General features: G+C 52.0%; 22 protein-coding genes. 1 reads left to right on the top strand and 21 read right to left on the bottom strand.

From position 1 onward, the window contains the following. Positions 1–224: 224 nt before the first annotated feature. From GQS10_RS18850 to GQS10_RS18835, 6 genes are all read right to left on the bottom strand, one after another. Positions 225–1,919 (bottom strand): hypothetical protein, encoded by a 1,695-nt coding sequence (locus GQS10_RS18850; RefSeq protein ID WP_166245120.1) that lies wholly within the window; start codon positions 1,917–1,919, stop codon positions 225–227. A 231-nt stretch (positions 1,920–2,150) separates the two neighbouring features. Continuing rightward, a complete protein-coding gene (locus GQS10_RS22965; RefSeq protein WP_207952343.1) occupies positions 2,151–2,261 on the bottom strand; it encodes a sporulation protein YjcZ in 111 nt (36 codons plus the stop codon). A 46-nt stretch (positions 2,262–2,307) separates the two neighbouring features. Continuing rightward, the gene (locus tag GQS10_RS22960; protein WP_207952342.1) at positions 2,308–2,409 is read right to left on the bottom strand and encodes a YjcZ family sporulation protein; all 102 of its coding nucleotides are present in this window, start codon (positions 2,407–2,409) and stop codon (positions 2,308–2,310) included. Positions 2,410–2,547: 138 nt separating this feature from the next. Beyond that, entirely contained in the window at positions 2,548–5,637 is a 3,090-nt protein-coding gene (locus tag GQS10_RS18845; protein ID WP_166245118.1) for a peptidase domain-containing ABC transporter, read from the bottom strand. Next, positions 5,634–6,428, bottom strand: coding sequence for a peptidylprolyl isomerase (locus tag GQS10_RS18840; protein ID WP_166245116.1), 795 nt, complete (start codon positions 6,426–6,428; stop codon positions 5,634–5,636). Before GQS10_RS18840 ends, GQS10_RS18845 begins: the two co-directional genes overlap by 4 nt. Positions 6,429–6,627: 199 nt before the next feature. Beyond that, the gene (locus GQS10_RS18835; RefSeq protein ID WP_166245114.1) at positions 6,628–7,638 is read right to left on the bottom strand and encodes a YpdA family putative bacillithiol disulfide reductase; all 1,011 of its coding nucleotides are present in this window, start codon (positions 7,636–7,638) and stop codon (positions 6,628–6,630) included. Positions 7,639–7,812: 174 nt separating this feature from the next. Between GQS10_RS18835 and GQS10_RS18830 the strand changes: the two genes are divergently transcribed. Beyond that, positions 7,813–8,112, top strand: coding sequence for a hypothetical protein (locus GQS10_RS18830; RefSeq protein WP_166244970.1), 300 nt, complete (start codon positions 7,813–7,815; stop codon positions 8,110–8,112). Between the two features lie 78 nt (positions 8,113–8,190). Here GQS10_RS18830 and GQS10_RS18825 read toward each other — a convergent pair whose 3' ends face one another. The 15 genes from GQS10_RS18825 to GQS10_RS18755 all read right to left on the bottom strand — a co-directional run bounded on the left by GQS10_RS18825 (position 8,191) and on the right by GQS10_RS18755 (position 23,178). After that, positions 8,191–8,517: an antibiotic biosynthesis monooxygenase gene (locus GQS10_RS18825; RefSeq protein ID WP_166245112.1), complete on the bottom strand. Its 327-nt coding sequence runs from the start codon at positions 8,515–8,517 to the stop codon at positions 8,191–8,193. Positions 8,518–8,533: 16 nt separating this feature from the next. Further along, entirely contained in the window at positions 8,534–10,351 is a 1,818-nt protein-coding gene (locus GQS10_RS18820) for an ABC transporter ATP-binding protein (protein WP_166245110.1), read from the bottom strand. Further along, entirely contained in the window at positions 10,335–12,089 is a 1,755-nt protein-coding gene (locus GQS10_RS18815) for an ABC transporter ATP-binding protein (RefSeq protein WP_166245108.1), read from the bottom strand. The genes GQS10_RS18820 and GQS10_RS18815 overlap by 17 nt, the downstream gene beginning before the upstream one ends. Positions 12,090–12,095: 6 nt before the next feature. Continuing rightward, a complete protein-coding gene (locus tag GQS10_RS18810) occupies positions 12,096–12,773 on the bottom strand; it encodes a PadR family transcriptional regulator (protein ID WP_166245106.1) in 678 nt (225 codons plus the stop codon). Positions 12,774–12,911: 138 nt separating this feature from the next. Continuing rightward, on the bottom strand, positions 12,912–13,694 hold the full coding sequence (locus tag GQS10_RS18805) for an alpha/beta fold hydrolase (protein WP_166245104.1): 783 nt from the start codon (positions 13,692–13,694) through the stop codon (positions 12,912–12,914). A gap of 68 nt (positions 13,695–13,762) precedes the next feature. Further along, positions 13,763–14,692 (bottom strand): DNA-3-methyladenine glycosylase family protein, encoded by a 930-nt coding sequence (locus GQS10_RS18800; RefSeq protein WP_166245132.1) that lies wholly within the window; start codon positions 14,690–14,692, stop codon positions 13,763–13,765. Positions 14,693–14,848: 156 nt separating this feature from the next. Then, on the bottom strand, positions 14,849–15,496 hold the full coding sequence (rnhA, locus tag GQS10_RS18795; protein WP_166245102.1) for a ribonuclease H: 648 nt from the start codon (positions 15,494–15,496) through the stop codon (positions 14,849–14,851). 39 nt (positions 15,497–15,535) lie between these two features. Then, positions 15,536–16,336, bottom strand: coding sequence for an alpha/beta hydrolase (locus tag GQS10_RS18790; RefSeq protein ID WP_166245100.1), 801 nt, complete (start codon positions 16,334–16,336; stop codon positions 15,536–15,538). Further along, the gene (locus GQS10_RS18785) at positions 16,323–17,126 is read right to left on the bottom strand and encodes an alpha/beta hydrolase (RefSeq protein WP_166245098.1); all 804 of its coding nucleotides are present in this window, start codon (positions 17,124–17,126) and stop codon (positions 16,323–16,325) included. The genes GQS10_RS18790 and GQS10_RS18785 overlap by 14 nt, the downstream gene beginning before the upstream one ends. 285 nt (positions 17,127–17,411) lie before the next feature. Then, on the bottom strand, positions 17,412–18,131 hold the full coding sequence (locus tag GQS10_RS18780) for a glycerophosphodiester phosphodiesterase (protein ID WP_166245096.1): 720 nt from the start codon (positions 18,129–18,131) through the stop codon (positions 17,412–17,414). Between the two features lie 12 nt (positions 18,132–18,143). Beyond that, positions 18,144–18,989: a carbohydrate ABC transporter permease gene (locus GQS10_RS18775; RefSeq protein ID WP_243735264.1), complete on the bottom strand. Its 846-nt coding sequence runs from the start codon at positions 18,987–18,989 to the stop codon at positions 18,144–18,146. A gap of 1 nt (position 18,990) precedes the next feature. Continuing rightward, complete coding sequence (locus GQS10_RS18770; RefSeq protein WP_424991806.1) at positions 18,991–19,953, bottom strand: carbohydrate ABC transporter permease; 963 nt, start codon at positions 19,951–19,953, stop codon at positions 18,991–18,993. 3 nt (positions 19,954–19,956) lie between these two features. Further along, positions 19,957–21,276, bottom strand: coding sequence for an ABC transporter substrate-binding protein (locus GQS10_RS18765; protein WP_166245092.1), 1,320 nt, complete (start codon positions 21,274–21,276; stop codon positions 19,957–19,959). A gap of 230 nt (positions 21,277–21,506) precedes the next feature. After that, positions 21,507–22,058, bottom strand: coding sequence for a glycerol-3-phosphate responsive antiterminator (locus tag GQS10_RS18760; protein WP_166245090.1), 552 nt, complete (start codon positions 22,056–22,058; stop codon positions 21,507–21,509). A 64-nt stretch (positions 22,059–22,122) separates the two neighbouring features. Beyond that, positions 22,123–23,178 (bottom strand): ComEC/Rec2 family competence protein, encoded by a 1,056-nt coding sequence (locus GQS10_RS18755; RefSeq protein ID WP_166245088.1) that lies wholly within the window; start codon positions 23,176–23,178, stop codon positions 22,123–22,125. Positions 23,179–23,309 lie beyond the last annotated feature (131 nt).

The following is a 23,309-nucleotide window of genomic DNA, read 5'->3' as shown; positions in this document are numbered from 1 at the left end:
AAATAAACAGTACCAAAATCGTACCCGTGTTCGTGAAGCCTGCACCTACTCCGTAACCTGCTGCTGCCATTTCGCAAACCTCCTTATTGTTCGGGTTGCCTTAACCCTTGGTACACTATATCCTATGGCGCATTGCTTCCTGCCGTCAGGGACAGCTGTACCCGTTTCCGAGCCTAAAAAGAAAAAGAGCCGCCTTTACAGGGCAGCTCCCGACATTTCTTCAGCTAGGATAACGGCGTTACTGCGATCCATTGCTGATTCTTTTCTTCATTCGCGTTCTTGGAACGGTCCGACGCGCGAATCAGCATATAATACGTGACGCCAGGCTGAAGTCCGCGGATCGTTGCTTCATAAGGATATACAGCGGGACCCACACCTGAGCGATAGCCTTCCCCCATCCCTAATGGAAGCTCCAGCCTGCTTGCTTTGCTTAATTCCGGGTCTTGAGCAAAGTCGAAGGGCTTGTCCTGGTAATAAAGCGTGTACCGGACAGGATGAAGGTCAAGCGCCACATCCCAGCTTACCTTAACGCCCTGCGGATAGGCGGCAGCCTTTTGAATGCCGATACGCGGCGTAACGGTTTTTGGCGGCCAAGCCGGTGAATCATTGTAGGTGCTCGACCATGCAGGGGCAGTCTCATCCTTAAGAGAGCCTTCTTTTAGCACAAAATCATTCGTTAAGGTGATCGCCTGATTCGTAATATAGTGGCGGAAGCCCGCGATATTTTGGGCCTCATGAATGTCCTGCCGGAGCAGCTTCTCTCCGACCTCGGATTTACGAAGAAGCGTATCCGCATTTATCTGGCCGGCTGGACCTTCTGCATAACCAAGTGACAGCACCTGAAAGCCGTTCGGACGATTCGCCTCAGCCATCAGCTTCGGCATCGCGCTATATTTGTTATCCAAAGCAAAATTAACATTAAACGTTTCAAATGCGCTTGAATTCAGTCGATAGCTCTCAAAAAGTACAAAATCGATATATCGGCCGGCATTATATTGGTAGTGCGGAAGCCGTGGGTCAAAGTAGAACAACCCTCGATTTTGTAATATCAGCTTATTCGGGTAAGCCCCACGGAGCTTTTCGACGAACGAAAGATAGCCGGGAGCCGTCCACTCAAACTCCGATTGATTCGGGCTATTTTCATCGGTATAGGAATTTGGCGCAGTTGTATCCACCGTATCCAAAAATACCCCGTCGCAGCCCAACGCCCTGCCATAGGTATCGGTCAATATTTCACCAAAGCCGGCTGCGCCGTCAACATCCGTTTTCATGGCGTTCAGTTCGTCGAACCACTTGGGATCGCCGATGTTGACGAATGCGACATCAAAATATGTATTGCGGTCCGGCAGACCGTCGCGGTCGTTATCGTCAAGATACCACGAGGCAAAGCCCGTTCCGCCAGGGGAAGGCTTTCCTGAAGGCTCGATGCCGTCAAGCGATGTGGAGCCGCCGGGCTTCGGGCCTCTCGGATCAACTCGCGGACCGCTGGCATCGCCGATAAAACGCGGGTCTTTGCGCATTTGCTCGGCTGTTAATCCGTAAGTGCGCACATCCTCGCCGACAGAGACATACGCCAGTACCAGCACATCGTCTTTCGGATCGGCTGCATTTTTCCCCTGCTGAATTCGCTTTACTTGCTCCCGCGTCAGGTTTGCATGCTGCGGATGCAAAATGACAAGCTGGTAGCTTTGTGCCAGCGCAATCACCTGATCATTCAGCTGTCCGTAATGAATCATATAATGGTCGATCCACGGCCGCGGCTTCGCGGCGATGACGGATGAAGCGGCCGCCGACGCAGGAGCCGCTGCTTTCGAGGCAGTACCGGCCATTACGCGGTCAGCTCCGGCTGCCCCCGCACCGCCGGCCGCGGTTTGAAGCATGAACACGGCTGCGACAAACGAGCATGCGACCATCTTCATAATTGAAAAACGACTTGTTATATTCGTATATTTTTTCCCGTACACAGACTCACCTCTGTCCACAATTTGGCTGCTTATGGATGAAGCAGACCCGTCGACTCTCCTATTTTAGCACAAATTGGGCATGTCAAAGGTACTAGATTTTAAGGCTTACATCCGCTAAATCCAACCCTCATCCGAAAAAAAAGATGCCACGGCATCGCGCCGCGGCATCTCACTTTAGAACATATATTATAATCCAAACAATACGGAACGGCTAATAATAACTAATAGAATGAAAAGCACCAGGATTGTGCCCGTGTTTGTGAAGCCTGCACCTACTCCGTAACCTACTGCTGCCATGTGACGTGCACCTCCAATAGTTCATTTTTCCAATCAAGCATCTTCATTAAACAAACAGACGGGAAATGATCACAAGCAGAATGAACAGCACCAATATTGCACCCGTGTTCGTGAAGCCTGCACCTGCTCCGTAACCTACTGCTGCCATGTCGCAAACCTCCTTAGTGTTCGGGTTGCCTTAACCCTTGGTACACTTCTATCCTATGGAGCTTTGCGCCCTGACGACAGGGCAGCTGTACCCACTAATAAGCCTAATTGAAAACGCCCGCCTTTTTCCTTCAAGGTCTTACAAAGTCTGCTGATGAACAAAATGATGGTACATGCCGCGCCGCGCAAGCAGCTGCTCATGCGTTCCCGCTTCCACGACAACGCCCTGATCCAGCACAAGAATGACATCCGCGTTGCGGATCGTACTCAAGCGGTGAGCAATCATCAGCGTGGTGCGGTTCTGCAGCATCTTCTCCATGTTCTGCTGAATGATCCGCTCTGATTCCGTATCCAGCGCGCTGGTCGCCTCGTCGAAAATCAGAATCCGCGGGTTCGTCACAAGCGCCCGCGCAATGACGATCCGCTGCCGCTGCCCGCCGGACAGCCGCATCCCGCCCTCTCCGATCATCGTATCGTAGCCGAGCGGCAGCGCTTCAATGAACTCATGCGCCCCGGCCAGCATCGCCGCGCGCTCAATCTCCTCAAACGGCACATCTCTGCCGTGAACGGCAATATTGTCCCGCACCGTCCCGCGGAACAGCAGCGTCTCCTGCGGCACAACCCCAACCTGCCTGCGAATCGAAGCTGCATGCACCTCCCGCAAAGGATAGCCGTCAATATAGATCGTACCGCTGGTCGGCTCCAGCAGCTTCAGCAGCAGATTGGCAAACGTCGATTTGCCGGAGCCGCTGCGCCCAACCAAAGCCACCTTTTGCCCCGGTTGAATCTCCACGTCCAAATGCTGCAAAATCATTTTTCCGCCGTTGTAATATTGAAAAGAGACGTTCTCAAAGCGGATATGGCCCTGAATCGCGGGCAGCAGCCGCATTTTTTCAGGATGGGGATGCTCCACCGTCGATTCATACACATCGTTAAGGCGTTCCATCGAAATCCGTGCCTCCGACAGCTCGCCGCTGCGCTTGGAAATGGACTCTAACGCAAACATAAACGAAGTGAACAGCACCGTAAAGGCAACCAGCGCGCCTACGCTCAGCTCACCGCCAATGACAAACTGCGAGCCAAAATACAGCAGCGCCACATTGCTTAGCGCCCGAATTCCGGTCGAACCGGCCGCTGTCATAAGCTCCAGCCGATTGCCTTCCAAACGAAGCTGCAGCTGCACTGCCAGCTTCTCCATAAGCTTGCGGCGAACCGTCCGCTCCATCGACAGCCCTTTAACGGTTGCGATCGATTGGACCGCTTCCACCACCTGCGTTTGCGATTCGCCTTCCGCGACCATCTGCTTGCGGAAATTACGGCGCATTAGCGGCAGCATGTATAAATACAGGCCGGCGTACACCGGCAGCAGCGCAAATGAAATCATCGCCAGACCGGGATGATAGTAAAGCATTAAACCGCCGTAGACGACGAGAGTAAGAAGATCCAGCAGCAGCTCGATCGCGTGGTCGGTAATCAGCGCCCGCACCTTCTCATTCTCGTATACCCTCGTAATAATGTCGCCCGAGGTTCGCTTCGAGAAGTAGGTAAAAGGCAGCTTAAACAAATGCTTGTAAAAATGCTCCAGCATCGCCCGGTCCACGACAAAGGCAAGGCGGGCCACCAGCAGGTGGCGAAAAGCGATACTGACTGTATTAAAGCAGGAAAGCGCAAGCAGCGCGATAAGCAGCACATGCAGCAGCGACAAGTTTACATCCTCAAGCACATGGTCGAAAATTTGCTGCGTCATTACCGGAAACACGAGGAAGACGAGCTCAATGAGCAAGGATAGCGCCAACGCGGAGCCTAGCAGCTTCCGGTACGGACGGAAAAACTGGAGATACCGTGATAACATCGGCTCTCGATCGTTTATCGGGACGAATCGATCCGTCGGCTGCAGCGTTATGGCGTACCCGGTCCAATGGCTTTTAAATTTATCCATCGGCAGCTCGTCAACATAACCTACCGCCGGGTCGGCAACAACAACTCCGTTTTCTTTTACCTCGTACACAATAATGTAATGATTGCCGTTCCAATGCGCGATAAATGGTGTTTGCATTTCGTGCAGCAGGCTGACGGTGGCCTTCAAGCCCTTCGCCTCAAAGCCAAGCGCCTCAGCCGCTTCCGTCAGCCCAAGCATCGAGGTTCCTTCCACACCAACATTGCAGCGCTCGCGCATGCGGTTGACGCTTGCCTTCATGCCGTAATAATTGGAAATCATGGTGAGGCAGGTCGGTCCGCAGTCCATCTCATTCTGTTGAAGCAAAGCGGGGTAGCGCTTCCAGCCCTTGCGCCGGCGCCAAAGCTTGGGCCGCTCCTTCTCAGCAATCTTCTCTCCCCAAAACCCGTCTGATTCCCGTAACGGCTGCGCCTCATTCTCCTCCACAGCCTCTGGAAGCACCATGGCCGCCGAGCTGTAGTGGGCTGAAATGCTGCGAATGGACTCCAGGATAACAGGATAGTTTTGAACCAACTCATCGAAGTCCGTCTTCGAGAGACGAAACACTTCTACGGCTTCGCTGGCACGGACGCTTGCTTTGCGCGGACCGCCGGTAAGCAGCGCAAGCTCGCCAAAGAAGTCGCCGGCAACCAAGCGGTTCACTATCGTCGCCTCCGCTCCCCGCTCCACCGCGGCCGTGCCGGACTTTACGATATAAAAGGCATCGCCGACGTCTCCTTCCCGGACTAAATACTCTTCCGGGGAATACGTACGAACCTCCAAACGATCTAACAGCGAACGAATGGCAGAATGATCGACATGCGTCAGCACCGTGTTGTTCTTCAAAAACGACCGCATAATATCCGATGAGATGAAATCGCGGAAGTACTTTTCGATCGCCGGGTGCTGGGCTGCCATTTCCATAAACTGCTCCCGCCGGATGCGGAGCACCTCAAGAGGGGTTGAAGCGCGAATGGTAAAAGGCGGCTGCCGTTCAACGGAATCGTTGAACAAGGCTTGCTCGCCGAAATGCTCTCCTGGCTGGAGCAATCCCAAATTCGTTTCCTTACCCGAAGCGCTCTTTCCAATTTTCCGTGCGTTACCGGAAACAATGATAAAAAAAGCGTCTACACCAACATCGCTTCCGACGATCGTTTGTCCCAGCTCAAAAGCTTCTCGCTGCATTTGCCGAGCTAACAGCTCTTTTTCCGCTTCCGTAAAAACATCGAACAGCGGGACACGATCCAAATACGGGATCAGCTCCATATGCATTTTCGAATCAACTGTATTCATAGGCTCCAAATATCCTCTTGTATCCTAAGCTTGCTTTGATATGCTTCCAGCCTCTCTTGAAAAAGCCGCTCTCGCACCTCAAATCGAACCTCTTCATCTAAAGCAGCAGGGAACTGTTTTTCGATTAAAAAAACGGAAAAGCCGTACTTGCCTTCCAATGGCCCGACGATTTCCCCATCGTCCGCTCCAAAAATAGCCGAAGCGACGGACGCTTCCAAGTCCTTCCGCCCGAGCAGGCCAATATATCCTCCGGCCTTGGCACTGCCGGCATCCTGCGAATAGGTTCTGGCGAGCATATGGAAATCCTCGCCTTCCTCGATACGAAACCGCATCTCCTGAGCCTGCCCGAATTCCGGCATCACAATGACCGATAATTCCGCCCGATCATACTCCAAAATATGCTCCTGAAAGCTGCGCTCGATTTCTTCATTCGTCACACATACGTCCATGAGCATACGACGTAATACGCGCGGCTTCAGTTCATCCGTCAGCTCGCGAAGGCTGATTCCCTGCTGTTTAAGCCACTCATTGGTTTGCTCGACCGTAAACAGTCGATTTTTCTTTCGAAACACAGTCAGTTCGCTTTGCAGATCTTCCGTATCGGCCTCAAGCCCCAGCTCCTCCGCCCAGCATTCCAGCACTTTATGCTTTATGCCTTCCGCAACGGCTGTCAGCCCATTCCAGAGCTTTGCCTGGCGTATAAGCTCCCGAAGCGTCACAACTTTATCATTTACGCGAATTACTGTCGCGTCCCCGATCTGTTCCATTGCTGTATCAACCTCGTTTATCAAATCGAACCCTCATGATACGGATTCCATCCTATGATTGATTTCCTTGCCTGCTATCCATCCTACCTGATAAACGGCTTCAAGACTATCCCCCAAAAAGGGGGAGTAGCTGCTTGCTTGAACCAACGGCAAAAAAGAAAAACGCCACAGCTAGTGCCGCGGCATTTTTCAATAACGTTCATGATTGATGAAAATGATCCTGCTACTTCATACTTTGCAGCTGTAAATGCTCGGCAATTTTCCGTCCATGATATCTGCCGGTTTCGATAAATATTTCGTTGGCCTCCCGGCCCGCCGCAATGACGCCCGCCAAATAAAGCCCGGGCACATCGGTTTCCATCGTTTCCGGATTGAAGCCCGGCTTTTCTTCCGTTTCCTCCATTCGAACGCCCATTCTTTGCAAAAAGCTGCGATCCGGCCTGAATCCGGTGAGAGCCAGCACAAAATCATTTTCGATGTGCTCCGTTTCAGCCGCTGCTGCCGACTCCGGTTCCATTCGGTCAGCACTTCTTTGAATGGTGATCTGCCGCTGATCAATCTCGATGACACGCGAAGAAAAGCGCATGTCGATGATTCCTTTTCGAACCATACTTTCAAAGGTAGGACGCACCCAAGGCTTTATATAGGGGGAATAGTCGCTTCCGCGATAGACCACCGTCACCTTTGCTCCGACCCGCATCAGCTCCAAGGCAGCGTCAACTGCCGAGTTGCTGCCGCCGATGATGGCGACCTTCATGCCTGTATAGGGATGAGCCTCCCGGAAAAAATGGCTCACCTTGGGCAGTTCCTCTCCCGGAATGCCGAGCCGGTTCGGATGGTCAAAGTAGCCGACCGAAATAATAACCTTTTTGGATTCGTAAACTGCGGTTTCACCGTTCAGCTTCCGGCTGTGCACCTGAAAGTGCTCGCCTGTCTTCTGCACCGCGAACACTTCCTCATACTGATTTATGCGTACGTTCCGGGATTTCGCCACATTGCGGTAGTAGTGAAGCGCCTCCACACGGCTTGGTTTTTCATTCGGAGTGGAAAACGGGATGCCGCCAATTTCCAGCAGCTCCGGTGTGCTGAAAAAATGCATATACGTCGGGTATTGGTATATCGAGTGAACCACGACATGTTTCTCAATTATGAGCGGGTCGTATCCAACTGCTTGAAGCTCCAGTGCTGCGGAAAGCCCGCAAGGCCCTGCTCCTACGATAATGATATCTTCCATTTGAAAGCCGCACCTCCATGAACGTATTTTACCAAACGGCGCAGTTCCTTTAAACAGGACGGCTAAGCCCAGTTTAAGCTGAGTGGGCGGCAAACCATTCCGCGTTTGCCGCAGGTACATATGATGTCTATGTGCTGGAGAACAGCACTAGGAAATGAAAAAGGAGCTGTACACATGGACTTCGGAAACATAAAATCGGTGCCGAATGCTGCACCTAATCTTAGCCCGCAAATGGCGGGAATCGGAGCAAAGCCCCTTGCCGCGCTTGGTGCATACCCAGCCATCGGAATGAATGCTGGACTGACCACTGGACTGAACGCCAACGCAAAAATGCAAGCACATCTTTGTGCAGGCGTAGGAGCCGGGGTTGGAGCATATGCGGCTCCATACGCCGGAACCCAAGGATTGAACACGGCGGCGATTCTTGTTCTCTTTATTTTGCTGGTTATTATTACGCGTTCCATTTACGTATAACACCCGGTACGATGTCGCTAAAGCAAAAGGCTGCAGCCCAGTGTAATACTGAGCAGCAGCCTAATTTTTTTCACACAGTTACCCGTTGGCGATTTGTTTAACCGCCTTCACCTCATACATATTCACCGACACGTTTAAAATGTGCTCCGGCCTTGGAGAACCGCTGTTTTGCCGATGTCCTTGAATATGCTCATCGCTTTTCTCCCAGTTTTTCCAATCCTCAACGGATCTCCAGCGGATCATTATCATGACTTCCTCCGCGTCATCCTGCTTCTTCCGGTTTACCATAATGGTTTTATCAATAAGGCCTTCCATTTCGTCCATGGGACTCTCTTCTGTGAAGCGTTCAAAAACCAAATCCGCCTTACCCTTTTGCACCGTTATTGTTCTCGTTTGAATTAACATTGTCTTTTCCTCCCATTCATTCTTTTACCTGCTCCCCTTGCGAGTGACGGTACAGCTCCTCGTAATAACCGTTCATTTCAAGCAGCTCACGATGCGTACCCTCTTCTGCGATTTCACCATGCCTCATAACAAGAATTCGGTCCGCCTGCATAATCGTCGACAGACGATGCGCGATCACAAGTGTCGTCCTCCCTTTGGAGACGACCTCAAGCGCCTGCCGAATGAGCTGCTCGGTTTGGGAATCCAAATTTGCTGTGGCTTCGTCCAGGATGAGAATTTGCGGGCGAAACACGATAATCCGGGCAAAGGATAAAAGCTGGCGCTCACCTGCGGACAGCCCGCTGCCGCGTTCGGATAATTTCGTGTCGTATCCATCCTTCATGCGCCGAACTAGCGCATCAGCGCCCACAAATTCACAAGCGCGGATGACCTCCTCGCGAGAGATCATTTCATCAAAGAGGCGGACATTATCGATGATGGATCCCGCGTATAAGTAAGGCTCCTGCTGCACCAGCCCGACCATCCGATGCAGCTGGGCTTGGGTGAGATCGCGAATATCGACTCCATCGATTAAAATACTGCCCTCCTGCACGTCATAAAATCGGCAGAGCAGGCTGATTAGCGAGCTTTTGCCCGCACCGGTCGTGCCGACGATGCCGACCATCTCGCCCGAGCGAATATGCAGATCAAGTCCGCGAATGACCGGAGTACCGGTCTCGTAGCCGAAGGTAATACGGTTGAAGTCGATGCGGCCTTTTACCGAATCCTCATCGATGTGAACCGGCTGCAATCGGTCCTCAATCTCCGGCCTGATATCAAAAAGGCTCCAAATCCGGTTAACCGCGACGGTAGCCGATTGCAGCGTATTCCACTGCTGGGTTATCGCAGTAACGGGATGAAAAAACTGGCGAATATACGCGATGAATGCATAGAGAACACCGAATTCGAGCGTCTCTCCCAGAACCGCCTTTCCGCCGACCCATGTCACCAACGCGATCGTCAAATTACTCAGGAGATCGAAGGAGCGGTTAAAGAGAACAAGGGTCCGAATTTCACGAATGTTCGCCTTGAAATACGCGTCATTTTTTTCTTGAAATTGCTCGGCCTGTACCTTCTGCTGATGAAAGACCTGAATCAAGCCCATTCCCGCCAGATTCTCGGCCACAAAGGCTACAAGACGCGAAAGCCGTGTGCGGGCCATTTGGTACGTGTTGCGCATAAAAGAACGGAACGCAACGGCGATCACCGCAATGAGCGGAAGCAGCACGAGACAATACATGCCAAGCGTCACATCAAGCTGAAACATCATAACCAGAATGAAGATCAGGGTTAGCCCATCCCGCAGGAGCGTAAGCAGCACTTGGTTGAAAAATTGATTGAGTGCTTCGGTGTCGCTGGAGACATGTGTAATGAGGCTGCCGCTCGACGTTTTATCAAAAAAAGACATGGACAGCTTCGTAATATGCTCGAATAATTGCTTACGGATTTTGGACACGATGCTTTGCGCGGCGAACTGCAGCAAATTGTTCTGTAAATAAGTGAACACGAGCCCGGCTATGGATAAGCCGAAATAGATCAAGCATATCACCAGTAAACTGCCGTAATGGTTTTTGCCCGCCAGCAGATTGTCGTCGATCGCCACCTTAACCAAGTAGGGCTGCAACAGATCTGCCGCGATGGCAATAAGCGTACACACTGCAACGGCAGCAAATGTCTTTCCATGCTCCCTTGCATAGGAGCTCAAAATCCGGAAGGCGGAGCGGTACTGGGGCTTCTGCTGCTTGCTAAGATCCGCCTTCTGGTCCATCTGCCAGCTGCTAATGGCCTGCCGCATGCTGACTTCCCTCCTCTTGTATGGCATGGAGCTCGGCGTACAATCCGGGTGCGGCCAGCAGTTCTTCATGCTTGCCGCGTTGAACGATCCGTCCGCCATCCATAACGATGATGAGGTCTGCGTGCTTCAGAGCACTAATGCGATGCGCAATGATGATCGTCGTCTTCCCTCGTCGCGCTTCCTGAATCGTCTGCAAAATTTCGGTTTCGGTAACCGCATCGACGGCGCTGACGCTATCGTCTAATATCATAAACGGCGCCTTCTTCAAAAGTCCGCGGGCCAAGCTCGTACGCTGGCGTTGTCCACCAGATAGGGTGACGCCCCGTTCCCCAAGCCTTGTCTGAAAGCGGTCGGGGAACTCCACAATATTGTCGTATATCCTCGCTTGCTTGGCCGCCGTTTCGATCTCCTTCTGTCCCGTTTCCCTATTCGAAAATGCGATATTATCTCCGATTGCCGTGCTGAACAAAAACCCGTCCTGCGGGACATAGGCGATCTGCTTGTGAAGGCTCTCTAATGTTAACTGGTGTAGAGCCGTATTTCCGATTCGAATCGCGCCTGCGGGCGGTTCGTACGTACGCAGCAGCAGCTTAACAAGCGTAGTCTTGCCGCTTCCGGTTCGCCCGACAACGCCGAGTGTCATGCCGGGCTCGATAACGAGATCAATATCCTGCAGGGCGGGCTGTGACGCTTCCGGATAGGTGAAGGTCAGCCCTTCTATTCGCACTTCCGCCCGTTCAAGGTCAGCCGGTACGGCATGATCGGCCTCCACGATATCCGGCTGCACCGCAACCAATTCATTCAGCCGCTGCAAGGAAGCTTGTGAGCGCTGCAGGGTATTAATGACATTGCCGATTTGCTGCAGCGGATTCATCAGCATCCGAATGTACAGCGTCAATGCCACAAAGCTGCCAAGCGTAATCCTGCCTGTGACGGTCAAATATCCGCCAACCGCAAGCGATACAATTAAGGACAACGCCCCTAAGAACGGCACGAGCGCCTGAAAGAACGAAGACATCCGAACCAGGGACAGCTGGTTGTCGCGAATTCGATCCACATATGAGCCAAAACGCGACACCATCACAGGCTCAACCGCAAATTTTTTCGCTACGCGTATGCCCCTGAACTGCTCCTCGGCTGATTCTGTCATTTCGCCAAGCGCCTCCTGCACCTTCAGCGATCGTTTGCGGATAGCCGGGCCAAAACGTATCACGATCCAGGGGATCAAGAGCAGCGGCCCGACAGAAGCTCCAATAAGGTAGAGCGGGATATCGCTTAACGCCATCGCGCCTATGCAGGATATCAAGAGCAGCACTGCCATCATCAGCTGGTTGATTCCCATCGAAATGGATTCCCGTACCCCCGTCACATCGTTCATAAAATAACTTAGCAGCCTGCCGACGCCGTTACGCGAGTAATAATGCTCGCTCAGTGCGGAGAAGTGCAGAAATAGTCTGCTGCGGGACACATATTCGAACCAGCGCCCGACATACATGACAAGATATTGGCCGTATCCTCCAAGGAGAGCATGCCCCGTACCAATCGCTAGCAGCAGCACGCTGTAGCGGACAACATCGTCCGCAGTCAATCCGCCGGTCTGCAGCTGGTCCGTAAAGTTTCCGAGCACTCTTGGAAAATAGGCATAAACTATACTTGACATTGCATGAAGTGCGAAGGACGCAAGGTAAATGTGCCACGTCTCTTTGAAAAAAGGCTTTAAGATGCCATTCGATTGCAACGCCGATCACATCCCCGGCGTAACGTCTTCATCCGAGCCGGGATTCGACGTCTCAGAGGCAATCTCTTTCAAGCTTTTTTGAAACTTACCCATCAGCTCTTGAAATTGCTGCGCTTGCTTGGAGGATGGATTTTCCTTCGCAGCTTCCGCTGCACTCGCCATCAAATAAATAACATCAGACCATTCCTTCATAAATCCGCGCAGCTGATGCTTCCCGAACCCTCCGCGCCGATGCCGGTGGTGACGGTCATGTGCTCCCCAAATCTCTTCTTTCTCTTCAGTGCCTGAGTTTCCATGGTCCCGAAGATAAGCCAGCCCTTCATTTGTAATATGGTACAGCTTCTTACCGTCCGTTTCGCTGGAGCCGATCAATTGCATATCTTCCAGCAGCTGCAGGTTCGGGTACACGGAACCCGGGCTCGGCACGTACAACCCGCCTGTCTTTTCCTCCATAGCCTTAATCAGCTGATACCCGTGCATCGGTTCCGCGGATAACAGCTCAAGTAAAGCAAACTTGAATTTTCCGCGCTCGAAAAAGCGTTTCCCTTCGCCGCGTCCGCCAAAGCCGCCCCGTGAGCCGCCATGGCGGTGCTTCAGGTACAATTCATGAACAGCTTCTTCTTTGTGAAGCCTTCTTCGGTCTGAATGATTTAAATGTCCAAAACGGTGATTATGATGTTTCATAAACAGGATCACCCCTAATAACGATATATCGTTATATTATTACGATATATCGTTATTAGTCAATCCTAATTTTTCTAATATAAAAACGGGCCTCCATTTACATGGAAGCCCGTTACTAATTACAACTGTCAAAAATTCCTAAACAAGTCGATCTAACCAGTTGTTAACCAAAGCGTTAAATACATCCGGTTGTTCGATTTGCAGATTGTGACCGGTCATATCAAGCACTGCAAAAGTTGCCCTTGGATAGTCTTCAATGAGCCGCCAGGCATCGTGGTATCCGACTACATGATCCTGACGTCCGGTAATAATTAGTGTAGGATGTTCTAGTTTCGTTGAAATATCGAAGGTAAAGCCGTATCCGTTCATGCGAACCCGTTTTAAGAACTCTTCATCTGTTTTCATGGAAGGAAGTAAAATTTCATTTCGAAACCTTTCCCATTCCGTCTGCCCCTGCACAACCCCCATGGAGCAGAACGCTCCGGCATCCTCGGGAGATAGTGTGGCTACCAGGTCGCTATCCGTTTTTAGAACCTTTTGCGGCGGCACTACTCTGTCACTGAAGTCAGCTATTGTCATAGGTGCGATCAGCAGTAATCCACGTGCCTTATCCTTCCGGAATTGGACAATACCTCTGGCAATATACCCCCCATACGAATTACCGCAAATGATAAAGGGTTGATCAGGGATGATCTCGTCCAATAAACGTATTACTGCTTCCAGCATATCATCAGAGTTTTGAATCGACGGTTGCGGCTCGGATTGTCCCATTCCTGGTAAATCGATGTATATTCTCTTCCAACCGCTTCGTTTCTCGAATAACGGTTCCATTGCATGCAGCATGACTTGATGATCAAGAGTCCAGCCGTGCAGCATTACGATGGGATAACCCTCTCCAATTATTTTGTAGTAAATCGACACTCCGCTGTTTCCCCTTTCGAACATTCCAGATGCAATTCATAGTTAAATTTTTGACAATTACAAAAAGCTTACGTTGTAATGGTTCTCCATAAGTAGAAGGTTGCGTACGCCTTCCAGCCGCTCCAGCGTGCTGCCCATTCTTCAATCTCGCTTAAAGCTGGCTTCCGGTCCAGCCTTAGCACATGCTTGAGCGCGTTATGCAAGCCGACATCGGCAAGCGGGAACGCATCCGGGTGGCGCAGGCAGCGCATAATCGCATAGTTGGCCGTCCAGCTGCCGATGCCGCGAATTGCAGTAAGCTGCTTCTCCATGGAAGCAAGATCGGGCTGCTGCTGCAGCGCTGACTTGGTCAAGCCGCCCTCCGCCATGAGCTTGGCAACCCCCAGAATATATTCCGCTTTCCGCTGGGTTAGCTTCACTTCGGTTAGCTGCTCCTTACTGAGTTCAGCAATCGCTGCTGCAGACGGAAACACCCAGTACGACTTGTTTTGAAAGCAGACGGCTTCTCCGAACGTTTCAACGAATTTCTTCTTTACTAAGTAAGCGACATGGAGGCTCACCTGCTGTCCCATAATCGCCCAGCACAGCGCTTCAAACAGGTCGGGAACGCCGACGATTCGCAGTCCTTGGTAGGACGGGACGACCTGCCCCAGGATCGGGTCCTGTGCCGCCATGCGGTAAAATGGCTGCAGATCCGTGGAAAGATCGAGCCATTCGACAGCCGTACCAAGAGCGGCTTGGCGTGCCGGCACTTCCGGCTCCTCGATCGGGAAGGATAGAACCGGCCGGCCATTCTTCCCCTTTTCCAGCTGAAGCAGCACTAATGAGCCATCGGTGTCTCGCACTGCTTTGCGGATGATCGCCTGCTCGCGGTCAGCCTCGTGCAGCACCTCGTTGGCGTTGCGGCTTAAGTAAAACAAGCATTCTTCAAAATTAAAATCGGCGGCGGTTATCTCATAACGGCCATCCTCCGATAACGTAATCCCCGCTGGCAGCATATCCACACCTCATCCCCCTTCCCCAGTGCCTGATTGTGTATGTGTACGAAACGAACATACGAAAACTCCTCGTACCCAAAAAAACGGGACCCGACCGGGCGGGCTCCCGTTTTTCCATGCTGTCGGCCGAACCAATGCAGCTTCAGTGGATTGGTCTTACTTCCGACCGTAATCCGCTTTTATTTCGCCCCACTTGTCGGTCTGCCACTTCAGCACCTTGTTTTTGTAGGGGTGCGTTCGCAGCCACTGTTCCGCCCGATCGATCAGCTCCCAAATTTCTTTGGTCGATTCATCGCGCGCCAGAGTCGTGGAAACCTTCTTCTGCTTGACCCATTTGATTGCATTGACCGAATCGCTGTACACCGTCATCGTACTGCCTTTTTGCTGGAGATAGGCAAGCGCATGCACGATCGCCAAAAATTCGCCGAGATTGTTCGTCCCTTTTTTCACCGGACCGTATTCAAAAATGACCTGGCCCGTCCGGGTATCAACCCCTTTGTACTCGACAGGCCCAGGGTTGCCACGTGTTCCGACGTCCACCGAAATGCTGTCGTAGTCAATTTCTGCGGACGACTCCATCGATAGGGTGGAAGCCTTCCCTCCGCCGGATCCCGACTTCGCTCCGCCCTGCCCCCAGTGCAGCCGCCAGCCCGCCTCGTACGCTTCCTCCGCTTCCTTTTTGGAGCCAAAGGATTTGTATTTCGCGTCATCGAATTGAATGACCTGCTTTTGGCACTCCGGCCAGCTTGTATAAATGCCGGGTTGTCTTCCGACCCAGACGACATAAAATTTTTGCTTCGACAACTCCGTCAGCTCCTGTTCCGCTTGCTTTGTAGGTTTTCACTATATACCAATATACCTTGTTTCGTCCTTTGGCAATCCCAAATATTCAAAAAAGCGCACGATCTCCATATCCCAGAACGGCCACGTATGGCCGTAGCCTTCCGCCAGATGGAATTCGTAGTGGAACGGATTCCCCTTTTGGCTCACGAAAAAATCGCGAACCAGCTCGTTCAAATCCAGCCACGGATCAAGGCTGCCGCATGCATGGTACACCTTAGGCAGCGCAGCACGCGATTCAAGGGCAAGGCGCCCAAGGTGCTTGACGTCATTGTCTGTCCCCTTCATATCCCCGTCACCGAACAAAATAATTCGATCCAATGCGCGGCGCGAGCCGTCATTCACAAAAGCAACATCGGACTTGCAGCCCGCCGAAAATGCCCCGATCGCCGCGTACCGTTCCGGACGAGCGAGCCCGACGCGCAGGCAGCCGAAGCCGCCGTTCGAGAAGCCGGAAATATAGTTATCCTCCCGACGGTCGGAAAGCCGCGGGAACAAGCCTTGGAGAACCGCCGGAAGCTCGTCGGACACGTAGGTAAAAAACGCTCCGCCATGCTCCATATCCGTGAAGCAGGAGTTTAATCCTCCGGGAATGACAACCGCAACTCCGTAATCCAGCGCGTACTTTTCGATGCTGCTCATTCGCTGCCATGCGGTGTGATCGCCCGAGCCGCCGTGCAGCAGCCACACGACCTTTAGCTTGCCATCACCCGAGTACGGCTGCTTTTCTTGAGGGTAAATGACAGTCACGGTCATATCCATTCCCAATGCTTCGGAAAAAATATGCGTTTCAATCAATGCCATGCTGCTTGCCTCCTTCGCTGCTGCGGCTCTTCAGCGGCAGATTTTGTATAAGCTGCTCGATGCAATCATCCCAATACTTCCAGCTGTGATCCCCCGGTCCTTCCGTATAGTGAAGAGGGAGCCCCAGCGATTGCAGATGCTGCTTGAAGCAAACATTGTCCTCGTAGAAAAAGTCCTCCGTCCCGCAGAACATAAGCAGCTCGGCGGAGGGGTTTCCGCTGCGGGCAAGCTTTTCCGCGCTTGCGAATAAATCATTGACGCTGCCCGTGTAAGCCTCCTCGCTTCCGAATACATCGTCGGTAAGCGATGGATTCACCTTATGCAGCCACGGCCGCGCCTCAATCGCGCTGGAGAAACCGGCTGCCACGCGGAACGTTTCCGCCGCATGCAGGCCCGCTTTCAGCGCGCCGTATCCGCCCATCGAATTGCCTGCGATGAACCGGTCCTCCCGCGCGCTCGACAGCGGAAACATCCGCTCACATACAGCGGGCAGCTCCTGCGAAATAAACCGGAAATAGTCCCGTCCATATACCATATCCGTATACCAGCCCAGATGCCCGGCAGGCATCACTATGGCCAGCGGCAGTCCTTCCGCATGGCGCTCCACACTCGTTCTGCGCATCCACGCCGTGTGATCGTCTCCCATGCCATGCAGTAAATATAGCGTCGGATAAGGCCCCGGCGCATCCACCTTACGTGAGCCTCCAAACCGGTGCTGCGGCAGCAGCACCTCCATCGACACCGGCATCCGCAGCGACTCGGAATGATATTGCACATGAAGCCATGCCATGTAATGACCTCCTGACAGAAAATAATAAACTCCCCATATCGAATCTATTCCGTAATTTTCCTAGCCTGCTATGTTAAATTCTCGATCTGCACGGCTGTCCCTTCTCAGGCGGACAATCATTTTTGTTCCTTTTGTCCTTAAAAAATAAAAACGGACCCCAAAGCCCTTAGTGGCTGCCCGAAATCTCGTTTCATCCGGGCTGCCAATTAAAAGAAGGCTTTTGAGGTCCGTTAAAAATGTCATATTGATGTACGGCGATAAAGCAGAACAGCGGACAAATGCTGTCTATCTTGCCGCACCGATAGCGGACTGAGCGGCGGCAAGTCCGTCCAAATTGTTCGTGCAAATGAGCAGCTCCGGATACCGGCCGATCAGCTGCTTCAGCACCTCTTCGTTGTCCGGAGTCCACACGATTAGCTGCACGCCGTTCTGGCGGCAGGCCTCTACATAGGAATCCGTTAAAAAGACATACTTCATCGATAAATAACGAATGCCATGCTCCCGCATATACGGGAACACACTCGGAGTAGCGCCGTAAATGACAAGCCCGAGCTCAATCTCCACGTCCAAAGCACGCATTCGTTCAATTGCGTAATGATCGAACGAAGTAACGAAAACCTGCTTCTCCATCCCGGTTTCACGAATGACCTTCAGCACCGCTTCCTCCAACCCCGGGTAAGCGTCACCGGTCTGCTTTAGCTCTACATCCACGAGCATTCGGTCCTTGGCAAACCGCAGCACTTCCTCCAAGGTCGGAACGCGCTCGCCTTTCCCGGCGTCTAATGTGCGGAACTCCTCCAGCGTGAACGATCGCACCTCTCCTTGTCCGTTCGTCGTGCGGTTCACCGTCGGGTCATGGATGACAACCGGCACCCCGTCGCGGGTCAGCTGGACGTCAAGCTCCAAATGGGTAAATCCGAGCTCAAGCGCCGCTTGAAACCCGGCCATCGTATTTTCAGGCTGCTGCAGCGGATACCCGCGATGTGCAAGTCCTTTTACTTTCATATCGACACTCCCTTATTTAAACGTCGAATTCGCCATTGCAGCGACGATATGCTTCTGCATCAGTGTGAACACCACGACGATCGGCAGGATCGCCATGACACTAGCCGCCATAATGATATGGAAGTGCATCGCCTCATTGCCGGCGATCGAATCCCGCAGCATGGCGATCCCGACCGTCAGCACCCGCATATCATTCGAATTCGTCATAATAAGCGGCCAAAAATACGAGTTCCAGCCGGAAATAAAAATCAACACGCCGAGCGTTACTACCGTCGGAAACGCCATCGGCAGCAAAATGCGGTACAGCATGCCGAACCGGCCTGCCCCGTCCACACGCGCCGCTTCCAAAACATCGTTGCTCAGCGATTTGAACGACTGCCGGAGCAAAAAGATACCGAATGCCGAAGCGCCATGCGGAATGATTAAGGCCCAGTACGTGTTGAGCCAGCCCAGCTTGGACATCATGACATAAACCGGCACGAATGTGACCTGATCCGGGACGATCATGGCGGCCAGCACACAAAAGAACAGCACTTCCTTGCCCCAAAAACGCCCCTTAGCGAAGGCATACGCCGCCATCAACGCGACATTCAGCTGCAAAAAAACAAGACCGATCGACATCAGCAGCGTATTTCCGAAAAAACGCGCATACGGAATGACGCGGAACGCCTCGGCATAATTTTCCCATGCAAACGATTGGGGCCAAAGCGTCGGCACGGCGGAACGCATTTCAAACTGCGTTTTAAACGAGCTGATGAGCAGCCAGTACACCGGGAAAAACATGATCGCCGTTACAGCGACGGCTAACACCGGTCTCCATACCGATCCCAGCTGTATTCCCTGCTTTACCGTAACCATGTTACCCCTCATAGTGCACCTTCTTCCGGCCGACAACCCACTGCAAAAACGTCAGCAATAAAATAATCACGAACAAAATAATGACCAGCGCAGAAGCTCGCCCTGTTTTGAAATCGCCGAACGCCATCGTGTAAATCCAATAAACGAGCGCATTCGAAGCCTGCAGCGGACCGCCGTTCGTCATAACGTCGATCGATTGGAATACCTGCATCGACGAGATAAACGTCGTAATGACAAGGAACAGCACCATCGGCGAAAGCAGCGGGAGCGTAATGCTGCGGAACGACTGCACCCGATTCGCCCCGTCAATCGCCGCCGCTTCGTAATATTCCAGCGGAATGCTGCGCATTCCGGCGATAAACAAAATCATCGCAAAGCCTGCGCCCTTCCATACGGACACCGCAACGAGCGCCGGAAGAACCGCTTTCGGATCCACCAGCCAATTCACTGGATCCAAGCCGAACCAGCCCAGCATATGATTCAACAGGCCATACTGGTTGTTGTAAATCCAAGTGAATACCATTGCGGCAATAACCATCGACACATAGTAAGGAAGGAAAATAACCCCCCGCATAAACGCATAAAACCGGGAATTCGCCACGTTAAACAACAAAGCCAGCAGCAGCCCGATGGCCAGTGTAGCGGCCACATCCATTACCGTATACAGCATCGTCACCTTTAACGATTGGTAAAAATCCTCATTCGTCAGAAGCCTCGAATAATTTTCCAGCCCGACAAATTTCTTAACGGGACGGGTCATGTTCCAATTCGTAAAGCTAATATACACCGAGTAAAGCAGCGGATAATACAGAAATGCGCCAAGAAAAGCAAGCGCAGGGAGGGCAAAAGAAAAATCCTTGCACGCTTCCCAAAATTGGCGTCCGCTCTTGCGACGGGAGGAAGCGGCCGCCCCCATGGACGCCGCTTGCCCGTTTTTTACCGATTCCATTGTTCTTGCTTCCATGTCTTAATAATCCGCCAAAATATCGTTCATTTTCTTCACTGCTGCTTTCATTGCCGGTACTGGATCTGTGTTGTTCAAAGCCAGCTCGCCCATAACTTCCTTATAAACGGCGCTGAACTCTGGATAACCTGGATGCTGCAGACGCGGGGTTACACGATCAAAGTTATCGAATACGGCTTTGTATTGCGGCCATCTCTTGAAGTACTCAGCGCCTTCAGCGGAGCTGATTGCCGATTTACGTGTCGGGAGGTAACCTACCGACTCTGCCCACTTGATGTTGTGTTCGGAGGACGTCATAAATTCAACGAACTTCCATGCCGCTTCTTTTTCCTTCTCATCCGCGCCTTCCATCATAACAATACCCGCGCCGCCGATATTGGAGGTACGCTCCTTGTCGCCCGGCAGGAACGAAACACCGACTTCAAACTTTGCGTTTTCACGGTACATCTTGAGCAGAGCCGAGGTGTGCTGTACCATGCCAATTTCCCCTTTAAGGAACATTTGACGCATGTTGTCAGACGCACCTTTACCGTAACCAATATGCAAGTGACCATCGTTTTTCCACTTTTGGAAGTTTTGGATATAACGAAGCGATTCCGGTGTATCTACCGCTGCTTTCTTACCATCTTCCGTCAAAATGCTTCCGCCTCCGTTAACGAGCCACGGATCGTAGTACCAAGTGTCCCAGCCCGGAACCGAGAATGCGTAGCGGGTGGTCTTGCCGTTTTCCTTCTTCGTTACCTTTGCGTTAAACGCATCGATTTCTTCCCATTTTTGCGGAGGCTGTACACCGAGCTCGTCCAGCATCGTTTTGTTGTAAACGAACACGCTCGTGCTCACGATGAGCGGGAAGCCGTACTGCTTGCCGTTATATGCATATGCCTGCAGCATGCCCTTGGAAAAATCGTCAAGCTGCGTCTTGTCGCGCTGAATCCATGGGGTCATATCAGCGAACACGCCGCTGTCCGCGAAGTTCGGCAGCGCCGAAACCTCGACGTTCGTAACCGCTGGCACGTCTCCAGCCGCAACAGCCGCCTGCAGCTTCTTATGCAGCTCTGTATATGCGCCTTGGAAAACCGGCTCCACGGTGATATGAGGATACTTTTTCTTAAACTCCTCGATCATATAATTCAGGCCGCCCAGTTGCGCTTCCGCATGGGAATGCCAATATTGAATCGTAATCGGCGTCTTGTCGTCCTTAAGACCTGCGTCCGCCGCTTTTGCCGGCTCCGTGCTGTTTGTCATCTCTGCGCCGCTGCAAGCCGTCAAGCTAAGTGCCAGTGCTCCCGCTGCGATCGAGCTCATCCATTTTTTTAATGCCATATTGTTTCCTCTCCCTTAATCTCTGATTTTTACATGTTCCAAGCTGATAATTACGAAAAATTCACCCTTTTAAGCAAACAAAAAGAGACCTAAGAAAACCGTCCAAAAAAACAGACCACCCCCACAGTCAAAAATGTTGGCAAGCAGCTGTGCTTTTGGGTTTTCTCATCGTCTCCACCCGTCCGCATCTCATATGCAATTATCAATCGTTTTCGGCAAATCGAATGACTTTACCAAAAACGCTTATCACCAATAGAAACATGATCCGCTCCGCTATCAAGCGCCACACGAATTTCTTCCTCACTGCGGATCAGACCGCCCACGATCAGCGGCTGCTTGATGCGCTCCTTCAGCTCACCGATTACGCGAGGCATCAGTCCAGGCATCAGCTCGACCTCGTCCGGCTGTGCTTGTCCAATCATCTTGATCGCTGTTTCCAGCGCCGCGGTGTCGATGACAAAAATCCGTTGAATCGAACGAATTCCCGCTTGACGCGCTGCTGCGATGGCGTTGCTCTTCGTCGAAACAATGCCCGCAATACCAAAGTTCTTCGCTAAATACTGAACCGCTGAGCTGTCACGCCCAATCCCGTTCACCATTTCCAAATGAACATATACCTGCTTGCCCGCTGCGTGAAATTGTGAGATCAAGTCGGACAAAGAAAGAATGTCACCCGTCATCAGGTTTACCCTCGTGACCTTGCTTTGCAGTGCCGCCTCGATTTGCTCCGGCTTCGTGACGGAAGCAATGATCGGGTTCTGTTGCTCTGTCTGTTTGTTCATAGCTTGTTTCACTCCCTACAAACCCATCCTACTCCCGTTTTGTCATGTGCATATTAAGTTAGTGTTAAGGGCGTGTAATCATTTTCCGCTCTTTATCCGGATATGACGAAATCGTTGCGCCGTCGGAAACAAACAAAATATTTCCATTTAATCCTGTATTGTAAACCGTCGCGCCTTCCTTTTCGTAACGCTTCAGCACATCCAGACTTTGCAGAACGTTTGCGCTGAGCACGGCAATTTCCGGCTGAACGGCCCGAATAAACGTACCGGAGGAAGAGGTGATATCTCCGTGATGCGGAGCGTCCATCAGCTTCGCCCGCAGCTTGTCACCGTATCTTTCTACTAATTTATATTCTTGATTTTTGTAAATGTCCCCGGTAAACAAAATCCGGTTGTCCCCGTGAGTAACGAGCAGCACCAGCCCGTGATTGTTTAATTCCTCGGTTCCCCACTTTTCAAAAGAGTTTTGTGAAATCTCCGCCGATGGGTTCAGTACTTCGATGGTGATCCCGGGACTCCACTCCACATGGTCCCCTTCCCGCAGCATCGTCTGGGGAATGCTTTTTTCTTTCAGCAGCTGCTGCACCTTCCGGTACGTTTCCGTATTGTGGGCAATGCCGTTATGGTAATACGCTCCCACCGGCTTTGTAATGAGCAGCGTCGTTAAGCCGCCGATATGGTCGATATGCGGATGGGTGCTGACAACGGCGTCGAGCTTCTTTACTCCTAGCTTGTTGAGCCGCTCCTCCAGCTGAGGTCCGCCGACCGGAATGCCCGCGTCGATCAGCATCGTTTTTCCGTCCGGTGCGGTTAGCAAAATCGCATCGCCGGATTTTTCCTCCGCCTGCAGGTCAAAGTACCGGATCGCTAGCTTCCCTTGATGAAGACTCGTATTGAAAAAAGCAGGCTGCTGCGAGGTTTTGGTTGTCGCCGCGCTTTGCTCCTGCGTGCAGGCCGATACCAGAAAGAGCGCCAAAATAAGGACGGCCGGGAAAAGTGTTTTCAAGCGTTTTAACGCCCATAACCTGCTAAACCCGCTCTTTTTGCTCAACCCTTGACTTTCCTTAACCTTGTGCTCATTACCACTAATCGTCTGCCCCTTTTTCACGAAACCTGACATGCTTTTATCCTCCCTTTGTTTCGAAAACAAAAAACCGCAAACACGCCCGCCCAATAAACTAGCGGAAAAATGCGTGCTTGCGGGTTTTCTCTCGGCTCTACCCGTATCTTATGAATTAGACTATACCGGGA

It is taken from the genome of Paenibacillus turpanensis (assembly GCF_011421635.1).
GTDB lineage: Bacteria > Bacillota > Bacilli > Paenibacillales > YIM-B00363 > Paenibacillus_AK > Paenibacillus_AK turpanensis.
The sequence above is the reverse complement of the archived record's forward strand: the minus strand, read 5'-3'. Positions and strand labels throughout refer to the sequence as shown.

Coding starts and splice junctions, on each gene's coding strand:
- GQS10_RS18850 (WP_166245120.1), bottom strand. CDS start 1,919: ATGAAGATGGTCGCATGCTCGTTTGTCGCAGCCGTGTTCATGCTTCAA.
- GQS10_RS22965 (WP_207952343.1), bottom strand. CDS start 2,261: ATGGCAGCAGTAGGTTACGGAGTAGGTGCAGGCTTCACAAACACGGGC.
- GQS10_RS22960 (WP_207952342.1), bottom strand. CDS start 2,409: ATGGCAGCAGTAGGTTACGGAGCAGGTGCAGGCTTCACGAACACGGGT.
- GQS10_RS18845 (WP_166245118.1), bottom strand. CDS start 5,637: ATGAATACAGTTGATTCGAAAATGCATATGGAGCTGATCCCGTATTTG.
- GQS10_RS18835 (WP_166245114.1), bottom strand. CDS start 7,638: ATGGAAGATATCATTATCGTAGGAGCAGGGCCTTGCGGGCTTTCCGCA.
- GQS10_RS18830 (WP_166244970.1), top strand. CDS start 7,813: ATGGACTTCGGAAACATAAAATCGGTGCCGAATGCTGCACCTAATCTT.
- GQS10_RS18825 (WP_166245112.1), bottom strand. CDS start 8,517: ATGTTAATTCAAACGAGAACAATAACGGTGCAAAAGGGTAAGGCGGAT.
- GQS10_RS18820 (WP_166245110.1), bottom strand. CDS start 10,351: ATGCGGCAGGCCATTAGCAGCTGGCAGATGGACCAGAAGGCGGATCTT.
- GQS10_RS18810 (WP_166245106.1), bottom strand. CDS start 12,773: ATGAAACATCATAATCACCGTTTTGGACATTTAAATCATTCAGACCGA.
- GQS10_RS18800 (WP_166245132.1), bottom strand. CDS start 14,692: ATGCTGCCAGCGGGGATTACGTTATCGGAGGATGGCCGTTATGAGATA.
- GQS10_RS18790 (WP_166245100.1), bottom strand. CDS start 16,336: ATGGCATTGATTGAAACGCATATTTTTTCCGAAGCATTGGGAATGGAT.
- GQS10_RS18785 (WP_166245098.1), bottom strand. CDS start 17,126: ATGGCATGGCTTCATGTGCAATATCATTCCGAGTCGCTGCGGATGCCG.
- GQS10_RS18780 (WP_166245096.1), bottom strand. CDS start 18,131: ATGAAAGTAAAAGGACTTGCACATCGCGGGTATCCGCTGCAGCAGCCT.
- GQS10_RS18775 (WP_243735264.1), bottom strand. CDS start 18,989: ATGGTTACGGTAAAGCAGGGAATACAGCTGGGATCGGTATGGAGACCG.
- GQS10_RS18770 (WP_424991806.1), bottom strand. CDS start 19,953: ATGGAAGCAAGAACAATGGAATCGGTAAAAAACGGGCAAGCGGCGTCC.
- GQS10_RS18765 (WP_166245092.1), bottom strand. CDS start 21,276: ATGGCATTAAAAAAATGGATGAGCTCGATCGCAGCGGGAGCACTGGCA.
- GQS10_RS18760 (WP_166245090.1), bottom strand. CDS start 22,058: ATGAACAAACAGACAGAGCAACAGAACCCGATCATTGCTTCCGTCACG.
- GQS10_RS18755 (WP_166245088.1), bottom strand. CDS start 23,178: ATGTCAGGTTTCGTGAAAAAGGGGCAGACGATTAGTGGTAATGAGCAC.